Source organism: Pseudomonas sp. UBA7500 (assembly GCF_002478435.1).
GTDB classification, from domain to species: Bacteria; Pseudomonadota; Gammaproteobacteria; order Pseudomonadales; family Pseudomonadaceae; genus Aquipseudomonas; species Aquipseudomonas palmensis.
Genome location: NZ_DLNW01000027.1, coordinates 231,651 through 251,414, shown reverse-complemented (window position 1 = coordinate 251,414; position 19,764 = coordinate 231,651). Strand labels below are relative to the sequence as shown.

14 protein-coding genes and 1 pseudogene are annotated in these 19,764 nt (G+C 65.8%); 8 read left to right on the top strand and 7 right to left on the bottom strand.

From position 1 onward, the window contains the following. Window positions 1-29 precede the first annotated feature (29 nt). Window positions 30-773: a pyridoxine 5'-phosphate synthase gene (gene pdxJ / locus B4I46_RS12985; RefSeq protein ID WP_100633585.1), complete on the top strand. Its 744-nt coding sequence runs from the start codon at window positions 30-32 to the stop codon at window positions 771-773. Window positions 774-855: 82 nt separating this feature from the next. Here the strand turns inward: pdxJ and B4I46_RS12980 are convergent, their stop codons facing one another. Next, a complete protein-coding gene (locus B4I46_RS12980) occupies window positions 856-2,235 on the bottom strand; it encodes a heavy metal sensor histidine kinase (RefSeq protein WP_286900537.1) in 1,380 nt (459 codons plus the stop codon). Next, complete coding sequence (locus B4I46_RS12975; RefSeq protein ID WP_043862020.1) at window positions 2,232-2,906, bottom strand: heavy metal response regulator transcription factor; 675 nt, start codon at window positions 2,904-2,906, stop codon at window positions 2,232-2,234. Before B4I46_RS12975 ends, B4I46_RS12980 begins: the two co-directional genes overlap by 4 nt. A gap of 191 nt (window positions 2,907-3,097) precedes the next feature. Here B4I46_RS12975 and B4I46_RS12970 point away from each other — a divergent pair, with 191 nt between their 5' ends. The 4 genes and pseudogenes from B4I46_RS12970 (at window position 3,098) to B4I46_RS12955 (ending at window position 9,032) form a co-directional block, all read left to right on the top strand. Continuing rightward, the gene (locus B4I46_RS12970) at window positions 3,098-4,348 is read left to right on the top strand and encodes a TolC family protein (protein WP_286900536.1); all 1,251 of its coding nucleotides are present in this window, start codon (window positions 3,098-3,100) and stop codon (window positions 4,346-4,348) included. Window positions 4,349-4,375: 27 nt separating this feature from the next. After that, window positions 4,376-5,595: pseudogene (locus B4I46_RS12965) on the top strand (efflux RND transporter periplasmic adaptor subunit). Window positions 5,596-5,614: 19 nt separating this feature from the next. Further along, window positions 5,615-8,767: a CusA/CzcA family heavy metal efflux RND transporter gene (locus B4I46_RS12960; protein ID WP_286900535.1), complete on the top strand. Its 3,153-nt coding sequence runs from the start codon at window positions 5,615-5,617 to the stop codon at window positions 8,765-8,767. A gap of 70 nt (window positions 8,768-8,837) precedes the next feature. Further along, on the top strand, window positions 8,838-9,032 hold the full coding sequence (locus B4I46_RS12955) for a co-regulatory protein PtrA N-terminal domain-containing protein (protein ID WP_058540951.1): 195 nt from the start codon (window positions 8,838-8,840) through the stop codon (window positions 9,030-9,032). A gap of 71 nt (window positions 9,033-9,103) precedes the next feature. On the opposite strand, the gene cmoB is transcribed toward B4I46_RS12955, so the two are convergent. Both cmoB and cmoA read right to left on the bottom strand, forming a co-directional pair. Further along, window positions 9,104-10,060, bottom strand: a complete 957-nt coding sequence (gene cmoB / locus B4I46_RS12950) for a tRNA 5-methoxyuridine(34)/uridine 5-oxyacetic acid(34) synthase CmoB (RefSeq protein ID WP_043862015.1) — start codon at window positions 10,058-10,060, stop codon at window positions 9,104-9,106. Beyond that, window positions 10,057-10,836, bottom strand: coding sequence for a carboxy-S-adenosyl-L-methionine synthase CmoA (cmoA, locus tag B4I46_RS12945; protein WP_173925038.1), 780 nt, complete (start codon window positions 10,834-10,836; stop codon window positions 10,057-10,059). Before cmoA ends, cmoB begins: the two co-directional genes overlap by 4 nt. Window positions 10,837-10,998: 162 nt before the next feature. Here cmoA and B4I46_RS12940 point away from each other — a divergent pair, with 162 nt between their 5' ends. From B4I46_RS12940 to B4I46_RS12930, 3 genes are all read left to right on the top strand, one after another. Next, window positions 10,999-12,174, top strand: coding sequence for an alpha-xenorhabdolysin family binary toxin subunit A (locus B4I46_RS12940; RefSeq protein ID WP_286900534.1), 1,176 nt, complete (start codon window positions 10,999-11,001; stop codon window positions 12,172-12,174). A 10-nt stretch (window positions 12,175-12,184) separates the two neighbouring features. Next, window positions 12,185-13,189, top strand: a complete 1,005-nt coding sequence (locus tag B4I46_RS12935; protein WP_286900532.1) for an alpha-xenorhabdolysin family binary toxin subunit B — start codon at window positions 12,185-12,187, stop codon at window positions 13,187-13,189. 78 nt (window positions 13,190-13,267) lie between these two features. Further along, complete coding sequence (locus B4I46_RS12930; protein WP_286900531.1) at window positions 13,268-14,185, top strand: hypothetical protein; 918 nt, start codon at window positions 13,268-13,270, stop codon at window positions 14,183-14,185. An 18-nt stretch (window positions 14,186-14,203) separates the two neighbouring features. On the opposite strand, the gene B4I46_RS12925 is transcribed toward B4I46_RS12930, so the two are convergent. The 3 genes from B4I46_RS12925 to B4I46_RS12915 form a co-directional block, all read right to left on the bottom strand. Then, entirely contained in the window at window positions 14,204-14,602 is a 399-nt protein-coding gene (locus tag B4I46_RS12925) for a protease inhibitor I42 family protein (RefSeq protein WP_043862010.1), read from the bottom strand. 135 nt (window positions 14,603-14,737) lie between these two features. Further along, window positions 14,738-17,158: an endopeptidase La gene (gene lon / locus B4I46_RS12920; RefSeq protein WP_286900529.1), complete on the bottom strand. Its 2,421-nt coding sequence runs from the start codon at window positions 17,156-17,158 to the stop codon at window positions 14,738-14,740. 197 nt (window positions 17,159-17,355) lie between these two features. Further along, window positions 17,356-19,764, bottom strand: a complete 2,409-nt coding sequence (locus tag B4I46_RS12915) for a glucose/quinate/shikimate family membrane-bound PQQ-dependent dehydrogenase (RefSeq protein ID WP_043862008.1) — start codon at window positions 19,762-19,764, stop codon at window positions 17,356-17,358.

Here is a 19,764-nt window from a genome sequence, read left to right as displayed (position 1 = left end):
TGAGGCTCAATTTTCAGGAGAGTCTCTTCGTGACCACCAGCAACCGCATCCTCCTTGGCGTGAACATCGACCACGTGGCGACCCTGCGCCAGGCCCGTGGCACGCGATATCCGGACCCGGTCAAGGCCGCGCTGGACGCCGAAGAGGCGGGTGCCGACGGCATCACCGTGCACTTGCGCGAAGACCGCCGGCATATCCAGGACCGTGACGTGCTGGTACTGAGCGAGGTGCTGCAGACGCGCATGAACTTCGAGATGGGCGTCACCGAAGAGATGATGCAGTTTGCCGAGCGCATTCGCCCGGCGCACATCTGCCTGGTGCCCGAGACACGCCAGGAACTGACCACCGAAGGTGGCCTGGACGTGGCGGGGCAGGAGGCGCGGATCAAGGCGGCGGTGGAGCGCCTGTCGCGCCTGGGGTCGGAGGTGTCGCTGTTCATCGATGCCGACGAGCGCCAGATCGAGGCCTCGCGCCGCGTCGGCGCGCCGGCGATCGAACTGCACACCGGGCGTTACGCCGATGCGCAGACCCCGGCCGAGGTGGCCGAAGAGCTCCAGCGCGTGGCCGATGGCGTGGCCTTCGGCCTGGCCCAGGGGCTGATCGTGAATGCCGGGCATGGCCTGCACTACCACAACGTCGAGCCGGTGGCGGCGATCAAGGGCATCAACGAACTGAACATCGGCCATGCACTGGTGGCCCATGCGTTGTTCGTGGGCTTCAAGGGTGCGGTCAGCGAGATGAAACAGCTGATTCTGGCAGCCAGCAGCCGCTGAATGGGTCGTGACCTTCGCCGGCAAGGCCGGCTCCAACAGGCGCTGCGATTCCTGTAGGAGCCGGCCTTGCCGGCGAAGCCGCCTAGCCAAATATCAGACTGAAGCGCGTAGGCCCCTGCGCCGCGCTGCTCACCTCCACCTGCCCACCATGTACCTGCATGATCGACTGCACGATGGCCAGCCCCAGCCCCGTGCCGCCCTCCACCCGCGAGCGCCCGCAGCCCACCCGGTAGAACCGCTCGAACAGGTGCGGCCAGTGCACCGCCTCGATCCCCGGCCCCTCGTTGCGCACCCAGCATTGCACGCCCCGTGCGCTCTGCTCGATGCCGATTTCCACCAGGCGGCCCTCGGGGCTGTGGCGAATTGCATTGCTCAACAGGTTCGACAGCGCCCGCTGCAGCATCAGCCGGTCGCCCTGCACCGTGCCCCAGCCGCTGACCTTCAGGGTGATCGCCTTGCATTCGGCGCTCAGCGAGAACAGCTCCACCACCCGTTGCGCCTCGTCGGCCAGCGCCACCGGCTTCAACGCCAGTTGCTGACGCGGCGCGTCCACCTGGGCCAGGAACAGCATGTCGGTGATGATCCGGTTCAGGCGCGTCAGCTCCTCGATGCTGTCCTCCAGCGCCACCCGGTAATCCTGCGCCGAGCGCACCCGTGACAAGGTCACCTGGGCCCTGCCCATCAGGTTGCTGATCGGCGTGCGCAGTTCGTGCGCCAGGTCATCGGAAAACTGCGACAGACGCTGCACGCCGCCATCCAGCCGGTCGAGCATCACGTTGATGCCGCGCGCCAGGGCACTCAGTTCCTGGGGCAGCTTGTCCTCGGGCAGGCGGTGGCTCAGCTCTTGCGCCGACACCTGGGCGGCAATCCGCCGGAACCTGCGCAGCGGCAGCAGACCACGCTGCACCAGCTTCCAGGCGGCAATGCCGATCAGCAGCAACAGCAGTGGCAACGCCAGCAACGTCGACCGCAGGTAGGCCTGCAGCAGGCCGAGGTCGTCGGCCCGGTTCAGCGTCAGCAGTACCCGCACCGGGGTGCCGTCACGCAGGGTCATCAGGCGCGCGGCGGTCATCAGGCGGGCCTCGGCGCTGTCCTGCCATTCGCTGTAGCCCAGCGCCGTCCCGGCCGCGATACGCCGCAGCGGCTCGGCCTCCACTGCAGGCCCCAGGCTCAACAGGGCCGGGTGGCGTCCGGTCTGGGCGATGATGTTCAGGCTCAGGTCGTCGTGGCCCATCACCAGGTCGAGCAGGGGGTGGGCGCGCGAGCCCAGGTCGCTGGCCTTCAGGTCCACCCCCAGGCTGTGCTCGATCTGCTCCATCTTGCGTGCCAGCACCTTGCGGGCGCGGTTGTCCAGTTCGTGGTCCAGCGCCAGTACCGCCAGGCTCGCCAGCAGCAGCACCAGCGCCGCGCCCATCAGGCTGACGCTCAGGCCCAGGCGCAACGACAGTCGTGCCGGTTTCATTCGCGCGCTTCCAGCACATAGCCCACGCCGCGCAGGGTGTGGATCAGCTTGTCCTCGAAGGGGTCGTCGATCTTGGCCCGCAGGCGCCGGATCGACACCTCCACCACGTTGGTGTCGCAATCGAAGTTCATGTCCCACACCAGCGAGATGATCTGCGTGCGCGACAGCACCTCGCCGCTCTGGCGCATCAGCAGGTGCAGCAGGGCGAACTCCTTGGCCGTCAGGTCGATACGCTGGTTGCGCCGGTAGGCGCGGTGGCGGCTGGGGTCCAGCTCAAGGTCGGCGACCCTGAGCGTGGCCGGCGCCAGGTTCTGCTCGCTGCGCCGCAACAGGCTGCGAATGCGTGCCAGCAGTTCGGGAAACTCGAACGGCTTGAGCAGGTAATCGTCGGCGCCCAGGTCCAGGCCCTTGACCCGATCCGAGAGCCGGCCGTGGGCGGTCAGCATCATGATACGGGTCGAGGACTCCGCCCGCAGGCGTTGCAGCACACTCCAGCCGTCGAGCTGCGGCAGGTTGACGTCGAGGATGACCAGGTCGTAGGCGTGCTGGCGGGCCAGGTGCAGGCCGTCAATGCCGGTGGCGGCGCAGTCGACGATGTAGCCGTTCTCGCTCAGGCCCTGCTGCAGGTACTCGGCGGTACGGACTTCGTCTTCGATGATCAATAGGCGCATGGGGTACTCGCGGCGTGCAAAACGGCAATTCTCAACCCTTGAGTCACTTCAGGGTCAAGGCGTGTCGCGCATGGTAAGCCAAGCCGGTCCTGAGCGGCGCTGGATAACAGATTTGTAATCCTGGGGTCATGTTGACGATAAAGCCCGCTCCCTAAAGTGCCCGCTTCGAAATGGGCGCGGGGGATTCACGCATGACGTGCAGGCACAGGCTTCATCCACAGCGCGTGGCGCGGCTGGCGGCGCTGGCCGGGGTGCTGCTGGGGCTTTCGACAGCGCTGCAGGCGAGCGTGCTGACGCTTGATGCCGCCTTGCGCACCGCGCAGGACAACAACCCCGAGCTTGCCGCGGCGCGCTGGGGCACCGAGATCGCCCTGGGCGAACGCAACCAGGCCGGCCTGCTGCCCAACCCGGAGTTGAGCTGGGAGCAGGAAGATACCCGCCGCGGCTCGCAGACCACCACCGTCAGCCTCAGCCAGCGCCTGGAACTGGGCGGCAAGCGCGGTGCGCGGGTGGAGGTGGCCCAGCGCGAGCAGGCCCTGGCGGCGCTGGAACTGGAACGCCAGGGCAATGCCTTGCGCGCCGAGGTGCTGGCTGCGTTTCATGCCGCCGTGCAGGCTCAGGAACGGCTGCAACTGGCCGAGCAGTCGCTGCGCCTGACCGAGCGTGGCCTGCAGGTGGTGCAGGGGCGGGTGCGGGCTGGCAGCGCTTCCCCCATCGAAGCCACCCGCGCGCAGGTGCAGGTGTCCGAGATGCGCCTGGAACGAGGCCGTGCGCAGCAGGCCGTGGTCGTGGCCTATCAGCAGCTGGCCAGCGTGACGGGGGCGCCGCAGGCGGGGTTCGAGCGGGTGGCAGGCATGCCGTCCGACGCCCTGACCCCAGCCGAGGGCGACACGCTGCTTGCCCGCCTCGAGCGCACGGCCGAGCTGCGCCTGGCCCGCCTGCAGATCGAGCAGCGCGAGGCTGACCTGGGGCTGGCTCGCAGCCAGCGCATCCCCGACCTCACCGTCAGCCTGGGTAGCCAGTACAGCGAGGCCGACCGCGAGCGCATCAATGTGGTCGGGGTGTCGATACCGCTGCCCTTGTTCGATCGCAACCAGGGCAATGTGCTGGCGGCGGCGCGGCGTGCCGATCAGGCCCGCGACCTGCGCAACGGCGCCGAACTGCGGGTGCGCAGCGAAGTGGTGCAGGCGCTGGCGCAGTGGCAGGTGGCTGCGGGCGAGGTACAGGCCTTCGACCGCTCGATACTGCCGGCGGCGCAGCAGGCGGTGGACGCCGCCACGCGGGGTTTCGAGCGCGGCAAGTTCAGCTTTCTCGAGGTGCTCGACGCCCAGCGCACGCTGGTGGCGGCGCGCACCCAATACCTGGCGGCGCAGGCCCAGGGCAGCGATGCGCGAGTCCGCCTGGAACGACTTTTCGGCGACCTGGCCACCGCCAGCCGCTGACCCCCGACGATTTGCCGAGGAATGTGCATGAACAGCAAAACCATCACGCTGGTGGCCGTCACCCTGACCCTGGGCGTTGGCCTGGGGGTTGTGCTGGGTCACCAGATGAATGCGCCGCAGGCCTCCCACGCGGCGCATGCCGAGGCTGGCCATGGCGATGAGGAAAAGGGCCATGGCGACGACGCCCATGGCGAGGAAGGCCATGGCGAAGAACAGCAGGAGGGCCACCTGACCCTGAGCGACGAGCAGATCCAGGTGGCCGGTATCGAGCTGGCCACCGTGGCCCCGCGCACCTTGAGCCGCAGCCTCGGCCTGCCGGGCGAGATCCGCTTCGACGAGGACCGTACCGCGCACCTGGTGCCGCGTGCGGCCGGGGTGGTGGAATCGGTGGCCGTGGTGCTCGGCCAGCAGGTCAAGGCCGGGCAACTGCTGGCGGTGATCGCCAGCCCGCAGATCTCCGAGCAGCGCAGCGAGCTGGCGGCCAGCCAGCGGCGACTGGAACTGGCGCGCGGCACCTTCGCCCGCGAGAAAGACCTGTGGCAGGAGGGCATCTCTGCCGAACAGGACTACCTGCAGGCGCGCCAGGCCCTGCAGGAAGCCGAGATCGCCGCCACCAATGCCCGGCAGAAGATCAGCGCACTGAGTGGCAGCGTGGTGCTGGCCGGCGGCAACCGCTATGAACTGCGTGCACCGTTTGACGGGCAGGTGGTGGAAAAGCACCTGGTGCCGGGCGAATGGTCAGCGAGAGCAGTGCGGCCTTCACCTTGTCCGACCTGTCGCGGGTATGGGCAACCTTTGGCGTGGCCCCGCGTGACCTGGCCAGGCTGCGCGTCGGCATGCCGGTGACGGTGCTGGCCAGTGAACTGGGCGAGCAGGCCAGCGGCACGGTCAGCCATGTGGGCAGCCTGCTCGGCGAGCAGACCCGCACCGCCACCGTGCGGGTCACCCTGGACAACCCTCGCGGCGCCTGGCGCCCCGGCCTGTTCGTGGCGGTGCGGGTGCCTACCGAACGCCTGGACGAGGCGCTGGCGGTACCGGAGGCCGCGTTGCAGACCCTCGAAGAGCAGCCCACCGTGTTCGTGCGCAGTGCAGAGGGCTTCACCGCCCAGGCGGTGACCCCGGGTGTGGTGGCCGACGGCTTCGTGCAGATCAAGGCGGGCCTGCAGGCCGGCCAGCAGGTGGCGGCACAGGGCAGCTTCATCCTCAAGTCGGAGCTGGGCAAAGCCAGCGCCGAGCATTCCCACTGAGCCCCCACGAGTACTCCTCATGTTCGAACGGATCATTCAATTTGCCATCGAGCAGCGCCTGATCGTGATGCTCGCGGTGCTGCTGATGGCCGGGCTGGGGCTGGCCAGCTACCAGAAGCTGCCGATCGATGCGGTGCCCGACATCACCAACGTGCAGGTGCAGATCAACACCTCGGCAGCGGGCTTTTCACCGCTGGAAACCGAGCAGCGGATCACTTTCGCCATCGAGACTGCCATGGCCGGCCTGCCGGGCCTGGAGCAGACCCGTTCGCTGTCGCGCTCGGGGCTGTCGCAGGTGACGGTGATCTTCGACGAGGGCACCGACCTGTTCTTCGCCCGGCAACTGGTCAACGAGCGCCTGCAACAGGCGCGCGGGCAGTTGCCCGACGGCGTCGAGGCGTCCATGGGGCCGATCTCCACCGGCCTGGGCGAGATATTCCTGTGGACCGTGGAAGCCGCGCCGGATGCGCGCAAGGCCGACGGCAGCGAGTACACGCCCACCGACTTGCGCGAGATCCAGGACTGGATCATCAAGCCGCAGTTGCGCAACGTGCGCGGCGTGGCCGAGATCAACAGCATCGGCGGCTACGCCAAGGAGTACCAGATTGCCCCCGACCTCAGGCGCCTGGCCGCCTACAAGCTGACCCTGGGCGACCTGCTGACGGCCCTGGAGCGCAACAACGCCAACGTCGGTGCCGGCTACATCGAGCGCCGTGGCGAGCAACTGCTGATTCGCGCGCCGGGGCAACTGGCAGGTATCGACGACATTGCCAACATCGTGCTGGCCACTGTCGACGGCACCTCGATTCGCGTGCGCGATGTCGCCCAGGTGGGCATCGGCCGCGAACTGCGCAGCGGCGCGGCTACCGAAAATGGCCGTGAGGTGGTGCTGGGCACCGTGTTCATGCTGGTCGGCGAGAACAGCCGCACCGTGTCGCGGGCAGTGGCCGACAAGCTGGCGCAGATCAACCGCACGCTGCCGGCGGGTGTCAGCGCGGTCACGGTGTACGACCGCACCGACCTGGTCGACAAGGCCATCGCCACGGTGAAGAAGAACCTGGTGGAAGGTGCAATCCTGGTGATCGCGGTGCTGTTCCTGTTTCTGGGCAACATCCGCGCCGCGCTGATCACCGCCATGGTGATTCCGCTGTCGATGCTGTTCACCTTCACCGGCATGTTCGGCAACAAGGTCAGTGCCAACCTGATGAGCCTGGGTGCGTTGGACTTCGGCATCATCGTCGATGGCGCGGTGGTGATCGTGGAGAACGCGATCCGCCGCCTGGCCCACGCCCAGCAGCACCATGGCCGCCTGCTGACCCGCTCCGAGCGCCTGCACGAAGTGTTCAATGCCGCCCGCGAGGCGCGCCGCCCGCTGATCTTCGGCCAGTTGATCATCATGGTGGTGTACCTGCCGATCTTTGCCCTGAGCGGGGTGGAGGGCAAGATGTTCCACCCCATGGCCTTCACCGTGGTGATCGCCCTGCTGGGAGCGATGCTGCTCTCGGTGACCTTCGTGCCGGCGGCCATCGCGCTGTTCGTCACCGGCAAGGTCAAGGAAGAGGAAAACCTGCTGATGCGCAGCGCCAAGGCCGGCTATGCGCCGCTATTGCGCTGGGTGATGGGGCACCGTGGGCTGGCGTTTACCCTGGCCGGGGCGTCGGTGCTGCTGTGCGCGGTGCTGGCCGGGCGCATGGGCAGCGAGTTCGTGCCCAGCCTCAGCGAAGGCGATTTCGCCCTGCAGGCGCTGCGGGTGCCGGGCACCAGCCTGAGCCAGTCGGTGCAATTGCAGCAGCGCCTGGAGGAGAGTGTGGTCAGCCAGGTGCCGGAGGTGCAGCGCGTATTTGCGCGCACCGGCACCGCCGAGATCGCCGCCGACCCGATGCCGCCGAACATCTCTGACAGTTACGTGATGCTCAAGCCGCAGGCGCAGTGGCCCGACCCCGGCAAGTCGCGCGAGCAACTGATCGCCGATATCCAGCGCGCGGCGGCGCGGGTGCCGGGTAGCAACTACGAGCTGTCGCAGCCGATTCAACTGCGCTTCAACGAGCTGATTTCCGGGGTGCGCAGCGATGTGGCGGTCAAGGTCTTCGGCGACGACATGACGGTGCTCAACCGCACGGCAGCACAGATTGCCGCAACCTTGCAGGCGGTGCCGGGGGCATCGGAGGTCAAGGTCGAGCAGACCTCGGGCCTGCCGGTGCTGACCATCGAGGTCGACCGCGACAAGGCTGCACGCTACGGGCTCAACGTCGGCGATGTGCAGGACACCATCGCCGTGGCCGTGGGCGGCCGCCAGGCCGGCACGCTGTACGAGGGCGACCGGCGTTTCGACATGGTGGTGCGCCTCTCGGACGACGTGCGTACCGACATCGAAGGCTTGTCGCAGCTGCTGATTCCGGTACCGGCCAGTGCGGGCAGCGACGGCGGTATCGGCTTCATCAGCCTGGCCGAGGTGGCCAGCCTGGCGCTGGTGCAGGGGCCCAACCAGGTGAGCCGCGAAGACGGCAAGCGCCTGGTGGTGGTCAGCGCCAACGTGCGTGGCCGCGACATCGGTTCGTTCGTGGCCGAGGCCGGCGAGCGCATCGATACGCAGGTGGAGGTGCCGCCTGGCTACTGGACGCGTTGGGGCGGTCAGTTCGAGCAGCTGCAATCGGCGGCCAAGCGCCTGCAGGTGGTGGTGCCGGTGGCATTGCTGCTGGTGTTCGGGTTGCTGTTCATGATGTTCAACAGCGTCAGGGACGGCCTGCTGGTGTTCACCGGCATCCCGTTCGCGCTGACCGGCGGGGTGGTGGCGCTGTGGCTGCGCGACATTCCATTGTCGATTTCGGCGGGGGTGGGCTTCATCGCCCTGTCGGGGGTGGCGGTGCTCAACGGGCTGGTGATGATCGCCTTCATCCGCAGCCTGCGCGAGCAGGGCCGGCCGCTGCGCGTGGCCATCGACGAAGGTGCGCTGACGCGTCTGCGGCCGGTGCTGATGACCGCGTTGGTGGCGTCGCTGGGGTTCATTCCGATGGCCCTGGCCACTGGCACCGGTGCCGAGGTGCAGCGCCCGCTGGCCACCGTGGTGATCGGCGGCATCCTCTCGTCCACCGCGTTGACTCTGCTGGTGCTGCCGGCGCTGTACCACTGGGCGCACCGCAAGGAGGAGGAGCACAATCTTGCAGCACTGTAATGTGCGGCTCACCTTGGCGTTAGCTTGGGCTGCTTATGATCGGTTCGAATCCAATCATGAGGGAAGGTCGATGAACCTGAGCAAGTACGCACTGATCGCCGCGTTGCTGCTGGGCAGCAGCGCGGCAATGGCCGAAGGCGGCGCCGAGCGCACCAAGGCGTTCTGGGCCGAGTTTCGCAAGAGCCAGGAGCGGGTGCATGGGGAGGGCAGGAAGGAGGTAGCGCAGAAGAAGGAGCAGGTGCAGCAGCAGGTGGTGAAGGACTGACGCACGCCGTGTTCGCAAGGGCCTCTGCGCCGGCAAGGCCGGCTCCTGCAGGCGAAGGGGCCCCCTTCTGATTACTTGCGCGCCACCAGCACCGCCCGCCTGGGTGCCGGCAGGCCTTCGACGGTTCGGGTCGGGTCGGTAGGGTCGAGGAAGTCGCTCAGCGACTGGTAGCGCATCCAGTCGGTGCTGCGTTGTTCCTCGACGCTGGTCACGCTCACATCCACGCAGCGCACATCGCTGAAGCCGGCGCGACGCAACCAGCGCTCCAGTGCCGGCACCGAGGGCAGGAACCATACATTGCGCATCTGCGCATAGCGGTCTTCAGGCACCAGCACCTGATGCTCGTCACCCTCGACCACCAGGGTTTCCAACACCAGTTCGCCTCCCTTGACCAGGCAGTCCTTGAGCGCCAGCAAATGCTCGATCGGCGAGCGGCGGTGGTAGAACACCCCCATCGAGAACACCGTGTCGAAACCTTCCAGGTTGGCCGGCAGGTCTTCCAGGGCGAACGGCAAGTGCCAGGCGGGAAGGTCCGGCAGGTAACGCTGCACGGCCTGGAACTGGCAGAAGAACAACCAGTTGGGGTCTACGCCGATCACGCTGTCGGCGCCGGCGCCGAGCATGCGCCATTGGTAGTAGCCGTTGCCACAGCCCACATCCAGCACGCGTTTGCCGCGCAGGTCCAGGTGCGGCGCGACCCGTGACCACTTCCAGTCCGAACGCCATTCGGTGTCCACGTGCACGCCGAACAGGTCGAACGGGCCCTTGCGCCAGGGCGACAGGCCCATCAGCGCGGTGCGCACCTGTGCGCGGGTGGCGTCGTCGCAGTCGCTGTCCAGGCGCAGGCCGTGCAGCAGGTCGACCTGGCTGGGCTCCAGGGCCGGCAGCGCATCCAGCGCGCTTTGCCAGCGCTCCAGGTCGCCATGGCCCTTTTCCAGCTTGGCATCGAGTTGCGCTTGCAGGCCTTGGGCCCAGTGCGCCAATGGGGTACCCGCCATGCGGCGGACCAGGGGAGTCAGATCGATCATGGCAGGGCAATCAGCGAGGCGAAGTTCAGGCACTGGAACCACGGCACCACCTGCGAGAAACCGGCTGCCAGCAGGCGCTGACGGTGTTCCTCGAGGCTGTCGGGTTTCATCACGTTTTCGATGGCACTGCGCTTCTGGGCAATTTCCAGTTCGCTGTAGCCGTTGGCGCGTTTGAAGGCCACGTGCAGATCGGTGAGCAGGGCCTGTTGCTGCGGGTCGGCAAAGCGCAGCTTCTCCGACAGGATCAGTGCGCCGCCAGGCACCAGGCACTGGCGAATGCGGCCAAGCAGGGCCAGGCGTGCCTGCGGCTCGATGAACTGCAGGGTGAAGTTCAGCGCCACCACCGACGCCGGCTGCAGGTCCAGCGCGGTGATGTCGGCCTCGATCACCTGCACCGGCAGCAACTCCTGGTGCATCGCGTCCTGGTGGCTGAGGTATTCGCGGCAGCGCTCGACCATGGCCGGGGAGTTGTCTACCGCCAGCACCTTGCAGCCCTCGCTGCGTACATGTCGGCGCATCGCCTGGGTCACTGCACCGAGCGAGCTGCCCAGGTCGTACAGCAGGGTATCGGGCTGGGCGAACTGGGCAGCCAGCACGCCGATGTTCTCGACGATCGTCGGGTAGCCGGGCACCGAGCGCTTGATCATGTCGGGGAAAACCCGCACGACATCTTCGTTGAAGGTGAAATCGGGGACCTGCGCCAGCGGGGTGGCGAACAGGCGATCGGGCTCTTTGCTCACGGGCAATCCAGGCGTTCGGCGGTAAAGGGCCGGCATTTTAGCCAATGTTGCAACAGGATGCATGGCCGACTGACCGGCGCGGCAGGCCGCTGCATTCCAATGCCGGCTTCGAGGAAAGCCTGCCGGCTATTTGTCTTGCCGGCGGGTCCTTAGAGTGAAGTGGCTTGACCCTATTGGCTCACTCACAAGGAATGTGAAATGAAACTCGAACCTGGCGCGCGCTCGTACGATACCGGTGAACTGGAAAAGGAAGCGGCCCTGCTGCCCAGAAACCTGATCGAAGGCATGAACCAGCGTGATGGCGAAAACGAGGGAGGGCTGACGCTTTCCCGCGAACATATCGTCACGCTCAATCAGTATGTGAAGTATGTCACCGGCCTGCCGACCGAAACCGCGTCGCTGGTGCCCTGGCTTGGCTACACCGACATCAAGGAGCCGGTACTGTCGGTCAGTGCCATGCGCACGACCTTTCTCAACATGCACAAGCATGCCCGCGCCTGGGGCACGCTGTCCGACGAGTGCAAGAAGCTGTCCGCCGAGCTGGGGGTGTGTGCCCGTGGCATCAACACCACCGGCGAGGGGGTGATGCAGGAATGCGAGAAGACCAAGGCCCTTGGCGGGCGGCGTGATACGTGGGAGTCCGTGCAGTTCGCAGCGCCGGTTGCGTTGAGCTTCGGCGACCGGGAGATCGTCTCGTCGCTGGTGGACTACATGGAGGTGCTCAAGGATGAAGTCGAGTATTTTTACGCGCGCGTAAGCAGCGTGCGCAGCCACACCGAAACCTTTCGCGACACCGCGCGTTTCGAGCTGATGAACGAGGTCGCCCTCAAGACCGACGCCATCGAGCGTCACCAGGCCAGCGGTGCCACCCAGGCCCTGCGCGATGAGCTGGCGGCGCTCGACAAGGAAATCGACAACCTCAACAAGCAGTACGACGAGTACGTCAAGGCGGCCCTGTCCGGGCTGGCGGCCGGCCCGCTGGGGGCGGTCATCTCAGGCTCGATCTACGGCTCCAAGGCCGAAAAGGTGCGCAAGACCCGCAACCGGGTGCAGAAGGAACGCAAGGCTGTGGGGGCGCGCCTGACGGCGGCGGTCAACCTGGAGGGACGCCTGCAGGTACTCACGACCCACATGGATGAACTGGCCACCCGCCTGCAGGAGGTGGTGACCGCCTCCTCGCACCTGCAGACGGCCTGGCAGACCATCGGCACCTACATCGAAGCGTCCATCGAAAAGCTCGAAAAGATGAACGACAGCCGCCAGCTGGGCATTTTCATCATCCATTTCAGAAACTTTCTCTCGCAGTGGGCGTTTATCGAAGCCTGCTCCATCACCATGAGCCGGGTCTTCGACGACACGCTGTGGGCCCAATAAGGAGCTACCCATGAGCAACATTCTTCAATTTCCGCTGGGCTGGGATGATCCGCAGTTCGACAGGGTCCTGCGTGCCGGTGCCGCCTACCTGAAGGCCGCCCAGGACAGCCGCTATGCCTTCCTGCCACTGTTGCACGAGCGTGTGGAGCGCAATGCACGCTGTCTTGACGACAACCTCCAGCAACTGATGCGCCATGCCGATCGCATCATCGTCGCGATCAAGAGCAATGACCTGGGCGGCCTCGAAAAGGACATCGACCCGAACGATGATCCCGAGGACATTGCGCAGTATCTGGAGGTGGCACAGGACGCCATCGGCGAGATTGCCGTCAAGCTCAACGATCAGTTGGGGCAGTTGCGCACGGCCACGGCTCAGATCACGGCCATCCCGGTCTATGACTCCAGTGCCGACAAGGCTCGCTATCAGGGCGAGCTCGACAGGCTGGCGGCCAATCGCAAGGCCTGCGAAGACGAACTGGCCGTGCGGCGCGAGGCCCTGGCCAGTCTTGACGAGGCGATCAAGGTACTTGAGGCGGCCAAGGTGGAATCCACCTTCGGCGGCCTGTTGCCGACCACCGAGCAGCTCAAGGCGGCGGCGGATGTCATCGCCACGGGCGGACTGTCGGTCGAGGCAGTGCAAGGTGCGCTGAAGAAAATCGGCGAAATCATCGGTGCGGCAATGGAAGGCATGCGCTATGCAACGATGCTGGAGCAGCGCCGAGGGATGCAGAAGCAGCACGATGAACTGCAACTGCAACTGACCGCGATGGCACGGGACAAGACGCGCCTCCAGGCCCAGTGCCAGCACCTGGAGGCTTATGCCGAGCTGGTCACGTCGCGCGAGCAATGGCTGGCCGGCATCAGGCGCATCGCCGTGCAACTGAAACCGGTGTGGGATCGGCTCATCGCCTGCAGCATCGACGATGTGCAGGCGTTGAGAGCGGTCAGCGAGCTGGTCGAGGCGTTGAAAGCCTACAAGAACAAGATCAAGGCCGAGTATGTTGCCGGCCTTTGAGTGAATGCCGGAAGGCGTTGCGGGCTGCCTGAGCAAGCAGCGCCTTCCCGATTTCGTTTGCTCGGGTGGAGATCAACAATGAACGATGTCATTGAAAGACTCATGAGTCCGCTCGCTGAAAGTGAGCTTGATACAGTGATAACCCAGATTCCACTGCAACTTGTTGAAGATCTGGAGGAGGAGGGGCGGTTCGATCTGACCTTCACCCGCGATCATGTTGCTGTGCTGGATGCGTATCGGGACTATGTGATGACGATACCGATCCGGATAGATGAGTTTACCCAGTGGTTGGGATACTACCACCACTACCCCAACCCTGAGATCAGTGGAGGCTCGATACGGTTTGTACTTAGAAACATCATGGTCCACGCCGACTCATGGACGTTCTTGAAGCGCAAAAGCACGTATTTGCCCACCGCACTGATCAACTGCGCGTATTCGTTCCGAGTGTCAGGTGAGCGCGCGCTGGCTGCCTGCGAACGTACCAAGGCGTTGGGGGGAAGCAGGGAGGCCTGGCACGGCGTGCAGTTCGAAGCGCCCGTGCGGTTGAATGCACAAGACCGAACCCTGGTTCTGGAAATGGAAAAATGGGTTCGCAATATCAAGAACTCGGCGGGCGTCTTCCAGTTTCAGGTCAACGAGGTGCGCAAGGAAACCGAAGGGTTTCGTGATAAAGCCCGATTCGAGTTGAGGCCGGCGCTGGGGGAAAAGCTCGAAAGCGTGGCGGCAGCCGGAACCAAGCCTGGGAATCTGGAAGTTGTGGCTCAGCAGATGAGAGGGCTGATTCTGCGCCTGGAAGATGTCACCACCGCCGTGTCACATCTGCAAACCGTCTGGCAGTTCATCGAGACCTATCTGGACGCCTCGATCGGCAAGTTGCACAGCATGCAGGACAGTCAGCAACTGGCCAGATTCGTCATTCACTTCAAGAACTTCCTGGCGCAGTGGTCATTCATCGAAGAGTGCGCCAGGCGTCTTCAGAAACGCCTCGAGTAAATGCTCCGGGGCGCAGCCTCAGCGTACCTGGATGTCGCAGTCGAAGCTCATCGCCGGCTTGACCTCCGGTGCCCAGGGTTGCTGATACACCAGCAGCAGGTGGCCGCTGCCGCTGGCGCTGGCCTTGAAGCGCCACAGCGATCGGCCGGCACTGCCCACCAGGCCGGTGTCTTCGGGGTTGCTGTAGACCTCGGGGCCCAGCGCCGCAAGTACGCCGTTGGCCGGATTCTGCAGCAGCCAGCGATAACCGGTACTGGGGTTGCTGGGCAACGCCAGGGTAATGGCCTGGCCGACATCGAGCGTGACCGGGCACTGGCTCTGTTTTTCCACCAGCAGCGGCTGTGGAGGTGTGGGCTGGCTGGCACAGCTGGCCAGGAGTATCAGGCTCGAACTCAGTAACACACGGGATGCGGTCATCATGACTCCTGGCTCGGGGAGGGTCCGGGCAGCCGATAATAGGGAAAGTGTGCTGCCTTGGGAAGATTCTCACGCTTCGCTGCCGGGTGCCCGCGCGGGCTGCCTGCAGCCCGCGCTGTTTCTGTTACCGCTGTTTCAGAACAGCACCTTGGCCACGTCGCTGAAGCGCCTGGCGAAATGCACCTGCAGGCCGGCCTTCAGGTAGCCGGGCAGTTCTTCGAAGTCGCCGCGGTTGGCCTCCGGCAGGATCAGCTCGTGGATCTTCTGCCGGCGCGCCGCAATCACCTTCTCGCGTACCCCGCCAATCGGCAGTACCTGCCCGGTCAGGGTCAGCTCGCCGGTCATGGCCACGCCTTTCTTCGGTGCCTGGTCGCGTGCCAGGGACAGCAGGGCGCTGGCCATGGTCACCCCGGCACTCGGGCCGTCCTTGGGCGTGGCCCCTTCGGGCACGTGCAGGTGAATGAACGACTCGTTGAAGTAGCCCACCTCACCACCGTACTGCTTGAGGTTGGCGCTGACGTAGCTGTAGGCGATCTCGGCGGATTCCTTCATCACCTCGCCCAGCTGGCCGGTGAGCTTGAAGCCGCGGTTGAGGGTGTGAATGCGGGTCGCCTCGATCGGCAGCGTGGCGCCGCCCATGCTGGTCCAGGCCAGGCCGGTGATCACGCCCTTGCCCGACAGCACCTGCTCGCTGCGAAACACCGGCATGCCGAGTGAAGCTTCGAGGTCCTTGGGGCCGATCTTTATCACTGCATCGGGTGTGTCGATCAACTGCACCACGGCCTTGCGCACCAGCTTGCCCAGTTGTTTTTCCAGCTGGCGCACCCCGGCTTCACGGGCATAGCCTTCGATAACCGTGCGCAATGCGCTGTCGCTGATACCCAGGCTGGTCTTGGCCACGCCGGCCTTGGCCAGTTGCTTGGGCCACAGGTGACGCTTGGCGATGGCGACCTTTTCCTCGGTGATGTAACCGGACAGGCGGATCACCTCCATGCGGTCGAGCAGCGGCCCGGGGATGGCATCGAGGGTGTTGGCGGTGCACACGAACAGTACCTTGGACAGGTCCAGGCGCAGGTCCAGGTAATGGTCGAGGAAGTCGACGTTCTGTTCCGGGTCCAGGGTTTCGAGCAGGGCCGAGGCCGGGTCGCCCTGGTAGCTCTGGCCCATCTTGTCGATCTCGTCGAGCATGATCACCGGGTTCATCACCTCGACGTCCTTGAGCGCCTGCACCAGCTTGCCCGGCTGGGCACCGATGTAGGTGCGCCGGTGGCCCTTGATCTCGGCCTCATCGCGCATGCCGCCGACGCTGAAGCGGTAGAATGGCCGCCCCAGGGACTCGGCGATGGACTTGCCGATGCTGGTCTTGCCCACGCCCGGCGGGCCCACCAGCAGCACGATCGAACCGCTGATCTCGCCCTTGTAGGCGCCCACGGCAAGGAACTCGATGATGCGATCCTTGATGTCATCCAGGCCGGCGTGGTGCTGGTCGAGCACCTTGCGTGCATGCCTGAGGTCGAGCTTGTCCTTGCCGTACACGCCCCAGGGCAGGGCGGTGGCCCATTCCAGGTAGTTGCGGGTGACGGCGTACTCGGGCGAGCCGGTCTCCAGGATCGACAGCTTGCCCATTTCTTCGTCGATGCGCTTTTGCGCCGCAGCGGGCAGGGTCTTGCCTGCCAGGCGTTGCTGGAACTGCTCCAGGTCGGCGCTGCGGTCGTCCTTGGTCAGGCCCAGCTCCTGCTGGATGACCTTGAGCTGTTCCTTGAGGAAGAACTCGCGCTGGTGCTCGCCGATCTGGCGGTTCACCTCGGCAGAGATCTCGTTCTGCAGGCGTGCCACCTCGACTTCCTTGCGCAGCATCGGCAGCACCTTTTCCATGCGCTTGAGCATGGGCACGCAGTCGAGCACTTCCTGCAGCTGGTTGCCGGTGGCGGAGGTCAGGGCGGCGGCAAAGTCGGTGAGCGGCGAAGGGTCGTTGGGGCTGAAGCGGTTGAGGTAGTTTTTCAGCTCTTCGCTGTACAGCGGATTGAGCGGCAGCAGCTCCTTGATCGCGTTGATCAGGGCCATGCCGTAGGCCTTGACCTCGTCGGTCGGCTGGCTGGGCTGGTGCGGGTATTCGACTTCCACCAGGTAGGGCGGGCGGTGGTGCTTGAGCCAGGTGCGGATCCGCACGCGGGTCAGGCCCTGGGCGACGAACTGCAGCTTGCCGTTCTCGCGGCTGGCGTGGTGCACCTTGACCAGGGTGCCGTACAGCGGCAGGGCCGAGGTATCGAAGTGGCGATGGTCTTCGGGCGGGGTGTCCATGAAGAACAGCGCCAGGTTGTGATGCGGGGTCTTGGCCACCAGGTCCAGGGTCTCGGCCCAGGGTTCTTCGTTGACGATCACCGGCAGTACCTGCGCGGGGAAGAACGGGCGGTTGTGGATCGGGATCACGTAGACCTTGTCCGGCAGTTGCTGGCCGGGGATGGCGAGGGTGCGACCGGTGTGGTCGGAGGCGTCGAGATGCTCGACTTCAGCGTCTTGGTCGGGATGTTCGGGGAGATCCTGCTGGTCGCTCATGGGGCACCTGCGTGAATGACTATGGTGCTTAGATGGGGCGGGAGGGGGGAGGTTTCAATGGGCGGACAGGTATGTGCAGTGCCGGGCGGCCCCTTCAGCGACAAGGCCGGCGCCTGCAGGGCCATGCTGTCACATGGTCCTGCAGGCGCCGGCCTTGCCGGCGAAGGTCTGCACGGCAGCCCAGGTTCAGCGGTCGATCACTGCGCCAGTTTGTAGGCGATCACGTAATCGCCCATCTTTGTGCCCAGCGAACCGTGCCCGCCAGCCATCACCAGCACGTACTGCTGGCCATCCTTGCCGGTGTAGGTCATCGGCGTGGCCTGGCCGCCAGCCGGCAGGCGCGATTTCCACAGCTCCTTGCCGGTGTTCACGTCATACGCACGCAGGTACTGGTCCAGGGTGCCGCTCAAAAAGCCCAGGCCGCCGGCCGTCACCATCGAGCCGCCCATGCTCGGTACACCCACCGGCAGGCCGATCGGAATCGGCGAGCTGTCGCGGCTGGTGCCGTTCTTGTGCTTCCACACCACCTTGTTGGTGGTCAGGTCGATACCGGCCACATAGCCCCAGGCCGGGGCCTGGCACGGTACGCCCAGGGGCGACATGAACGGGTGCATGATCACCGCGTAAGGTGCGCCGGTGTTGGGCTGCACGCCGCTGGTCTCGCTTTCGCGCTTGCTGCCCTCGGCCACTTCGGCACGCGGCACCATCTTCGACACGAAGGCCATGTAGTTGGGGCTGGTGAACAGCAGCTGACGCACGGGGTCGACCGACACGCCGCCCCAGTTGAACACGCCCACGTTGCCCGGGTAGATCAGGCTGCCCTGCTCCGACGGCGGGGTGTACTGGCCCTCGTAGCGCAGTTCGCGGAACTGGATACGGCACAGCATCTGATCGAACGGGCTGGCGCCCCACATGGCCGCCTCGGTCAGGTCCGGGCCCAGCAGGTTCAGGTCCGAGCGGGCCTGGGTCGGTGCGGTGTGGTCGCCCTTGACCGCGCCCTGGGGCGCCGGGATCTCGCGGATCGGCACGATGGCGCTGCCGTCACGACGGTCGAGCACGTACAGGCTGCCCTGCTTGGTCGGGGCGATCAGCGCAGGTTTGACGCCGTCGGCGGTCTTCAGGTCGAGCAGGGTCGGCTGGCTGCCGACGTCCATGTCCCACAGGTCGTGGTGGGTGAACTGGTAGTTCCAGCGTACCTTGCCGGTGGCCAGGTCCAGGGCGACGATGCCGGCACTGAACTTCTCGGCACCTGGGGTGCGGTCGGCGCCCCACTGGTCAGGGGTCTGGTTGCCCAGTGGCAGGTACACCATGCCCAGCTTCTCGTCGACGCTGGCCAGCGACCACATGTTGGCCGAGTTGCGGCTGTAGGTCTTGCCCGGTGCCAGCGGTGCGGTCTCGTCCGGGTTGTCGCTGTCCCAGTTCCATACCAGACGACCGTCATGCACGTCGTAGGCACGGATCACGCCCGAGGGCTCGTTGGTGGACTCGTTGTCGGTGACGTGGCCACCGATGATCACCAGCTCGCGAGTGATCGCGGCAGGCGAGGTGGAGTAGTAGCCACCGGCGGTGAACGGGCCGATGCCCTGGGTCAGGTCGACCACGCCCTGGTTGCCGAAGCCTTCGCAGACCTTGCCGGTGTCGGCGTTGATCGCGATCAGGCGCGCATCGGCGGTGGGCAGGTACAGGCGACGCGGGCAGCTGCGCACCACGGCCTGGCCGGCTTCGGAGATTTTCGGCGCAGGGGCGCCGTCCATGTTCACGTAGTTGTTTTCGTCGTAGTACGACACGCCACGGCAGGTCATGTGGGCAAAGCCCTTGAAGCCCACCGGGCTCTTGATCTGCGGATCGAAGCGCCAGATCTCGGCACCGGTATCCGGGTCCAGGGCCAGCACCTTGCTGTGCGCGGTGCAGGCATACAGCTTGCCATTGACCTTGAGCGGGGTGTTCTCGTTGGTCAGCTCGACCGGGTCATCGCTGGTCGGCAGGTCGCCGGTGCGAATGCGCCAGGCCTCTTCGAGCTTGTGCACGTTGTTCGGGGTGATCTGGCGCAGCGGCGAGTAGCGGTCACCGAATTCGGTGCGCCCGTAGGCCTGCCAGTCGCCATCGGGCATGGCCGGCGCGGTGCTGCTCAGCTCGGTGCTGTCGCGGCCCAGCTCGCCCTTGATTTCACCCGGGAAGGTGAACTGGCTTGCCACTGCGGTGGCGCCCGACAGCACCACCGCCAGGCTCAGCAGCCCGGTGTTGAGCTTGCCGGGCTGGCCCAGCAGCGGGCGGCGTGCCCACGGCAGCAGCAACACCACGCCCAGGGCGAACCACAGCGACAGGCGCGGTACCAGTTGCCACCAGTCCAGGCCGACCTCCCACAATGCCCACAGGGTGCTACCCAGCAGCACCAGGCCGTACAGGCCCAGCGCGGTGCGGCGCAGTGCCAGCAGCAGCACGCCCGACAGGGCAAAGCCGATACCGGCGATCAGGTAATACAGCGAGCCGCCGAGCTGGCTCAGCTTGATACCGCCGGCCAGCAGCGCCAGCCCCATCAGCAACAGCAGCACGCCGAGCAGTCTCGGCAGCCAGCGGGTTCTACTCAAGGCACCATCAGTGCTCAT

Bases quoted from the DNA above. Each gene is read 5' to 3' on its own strand.
- B4I46_RS12980 (WP_286900537.1), bottom strand. From the start codon at position 2,235: ATGAAACCGGCACGACTGTCGTTGCGCCTGGGCCTGAGCGTCAGCCTG.
- B4I46_RS12975 (WP_043862020.1), bottom strand. From the start codon at position 2,906: ATGCGCCTATTGATCATCGAAGACGAAGTCCGTACCGCCGAGTACCTG.
- B4I46_RS12970 (WP_286900536.1), top strand. From the start codon at position 3,098: ATGACGTGCAGGCACAGGCTTCATCCACAGCGCGTGGCGCGGCTGGCG.
- B4I46_RS12960 (WP_286900535.1), top strand. From the start codon at position 5,615: ATGTTCGAACGGATCATTCAATTTGCCATCGAGCAGCGCCTGATCGTG.
- B4I46_RS12955 (WP_058540951.1), top strand. From the start codon at position 8,838: ATGAACCTGAGCAAGTACGCACTGATCGCCGCGTTGCTGCTGGGCAGC.
- cmoB (WP_043862015.1), bottom strand. From the start codon at position 10,060: ATGATCGATCTGACTCCCCTGGTCCGCCGCATGGCGGGTACCCCATTG.
- cmoA (WP_173925038.1), bottom strand. From the start codon at position 10,836: ATGCCGGCCCTTTACCGCCGAACGCCTGGATTGCCCGTGAGCAAAGAG.
- B4I46_RS12940 (WP_286900534.1), top strand. From the start codon at position 10,999: ATGAAACTCGAACCTGGCGCGCGCTCGTACGATACCGGTGAACTGGAA.
- B4I46_RS12935 (WP_286900532.1), top strand. From the start codon at position 12,185: ATGAGCAACATTCTTCAATTTCCGCTGGGCTGGGATGATCCGCAGTTC.
- B4I46_RS12930 (WP_286900531.1), top strand. From the start codon at position 13,268: ATGAACGATGTCATTGAAAGACTCATGAGTCCGCTCGCTGAAAGTGAG.
- B4I46_RS12925 (WP_043862010.1), bottom strand. From the start codon at position 14,602: ATGACCGCATCCCGTGTGTTACTGAGTTCGAGCCTGATACTCCTGGCC.
- lon (WP_286900529.1), bottom strand. From the start codon at position 17,158: ATGAGCGACCAGCAGGATCTCCCCGAACATCCCGACCAAGACGCTGAA.
- B4I46_RS12915 (WP_043862008.1), bottom strand. From the start codon at position 19,764: ATGAGCACTGATGGTGCCTTGAGTAGAACCCGCTGGCTGCCGAGACTG.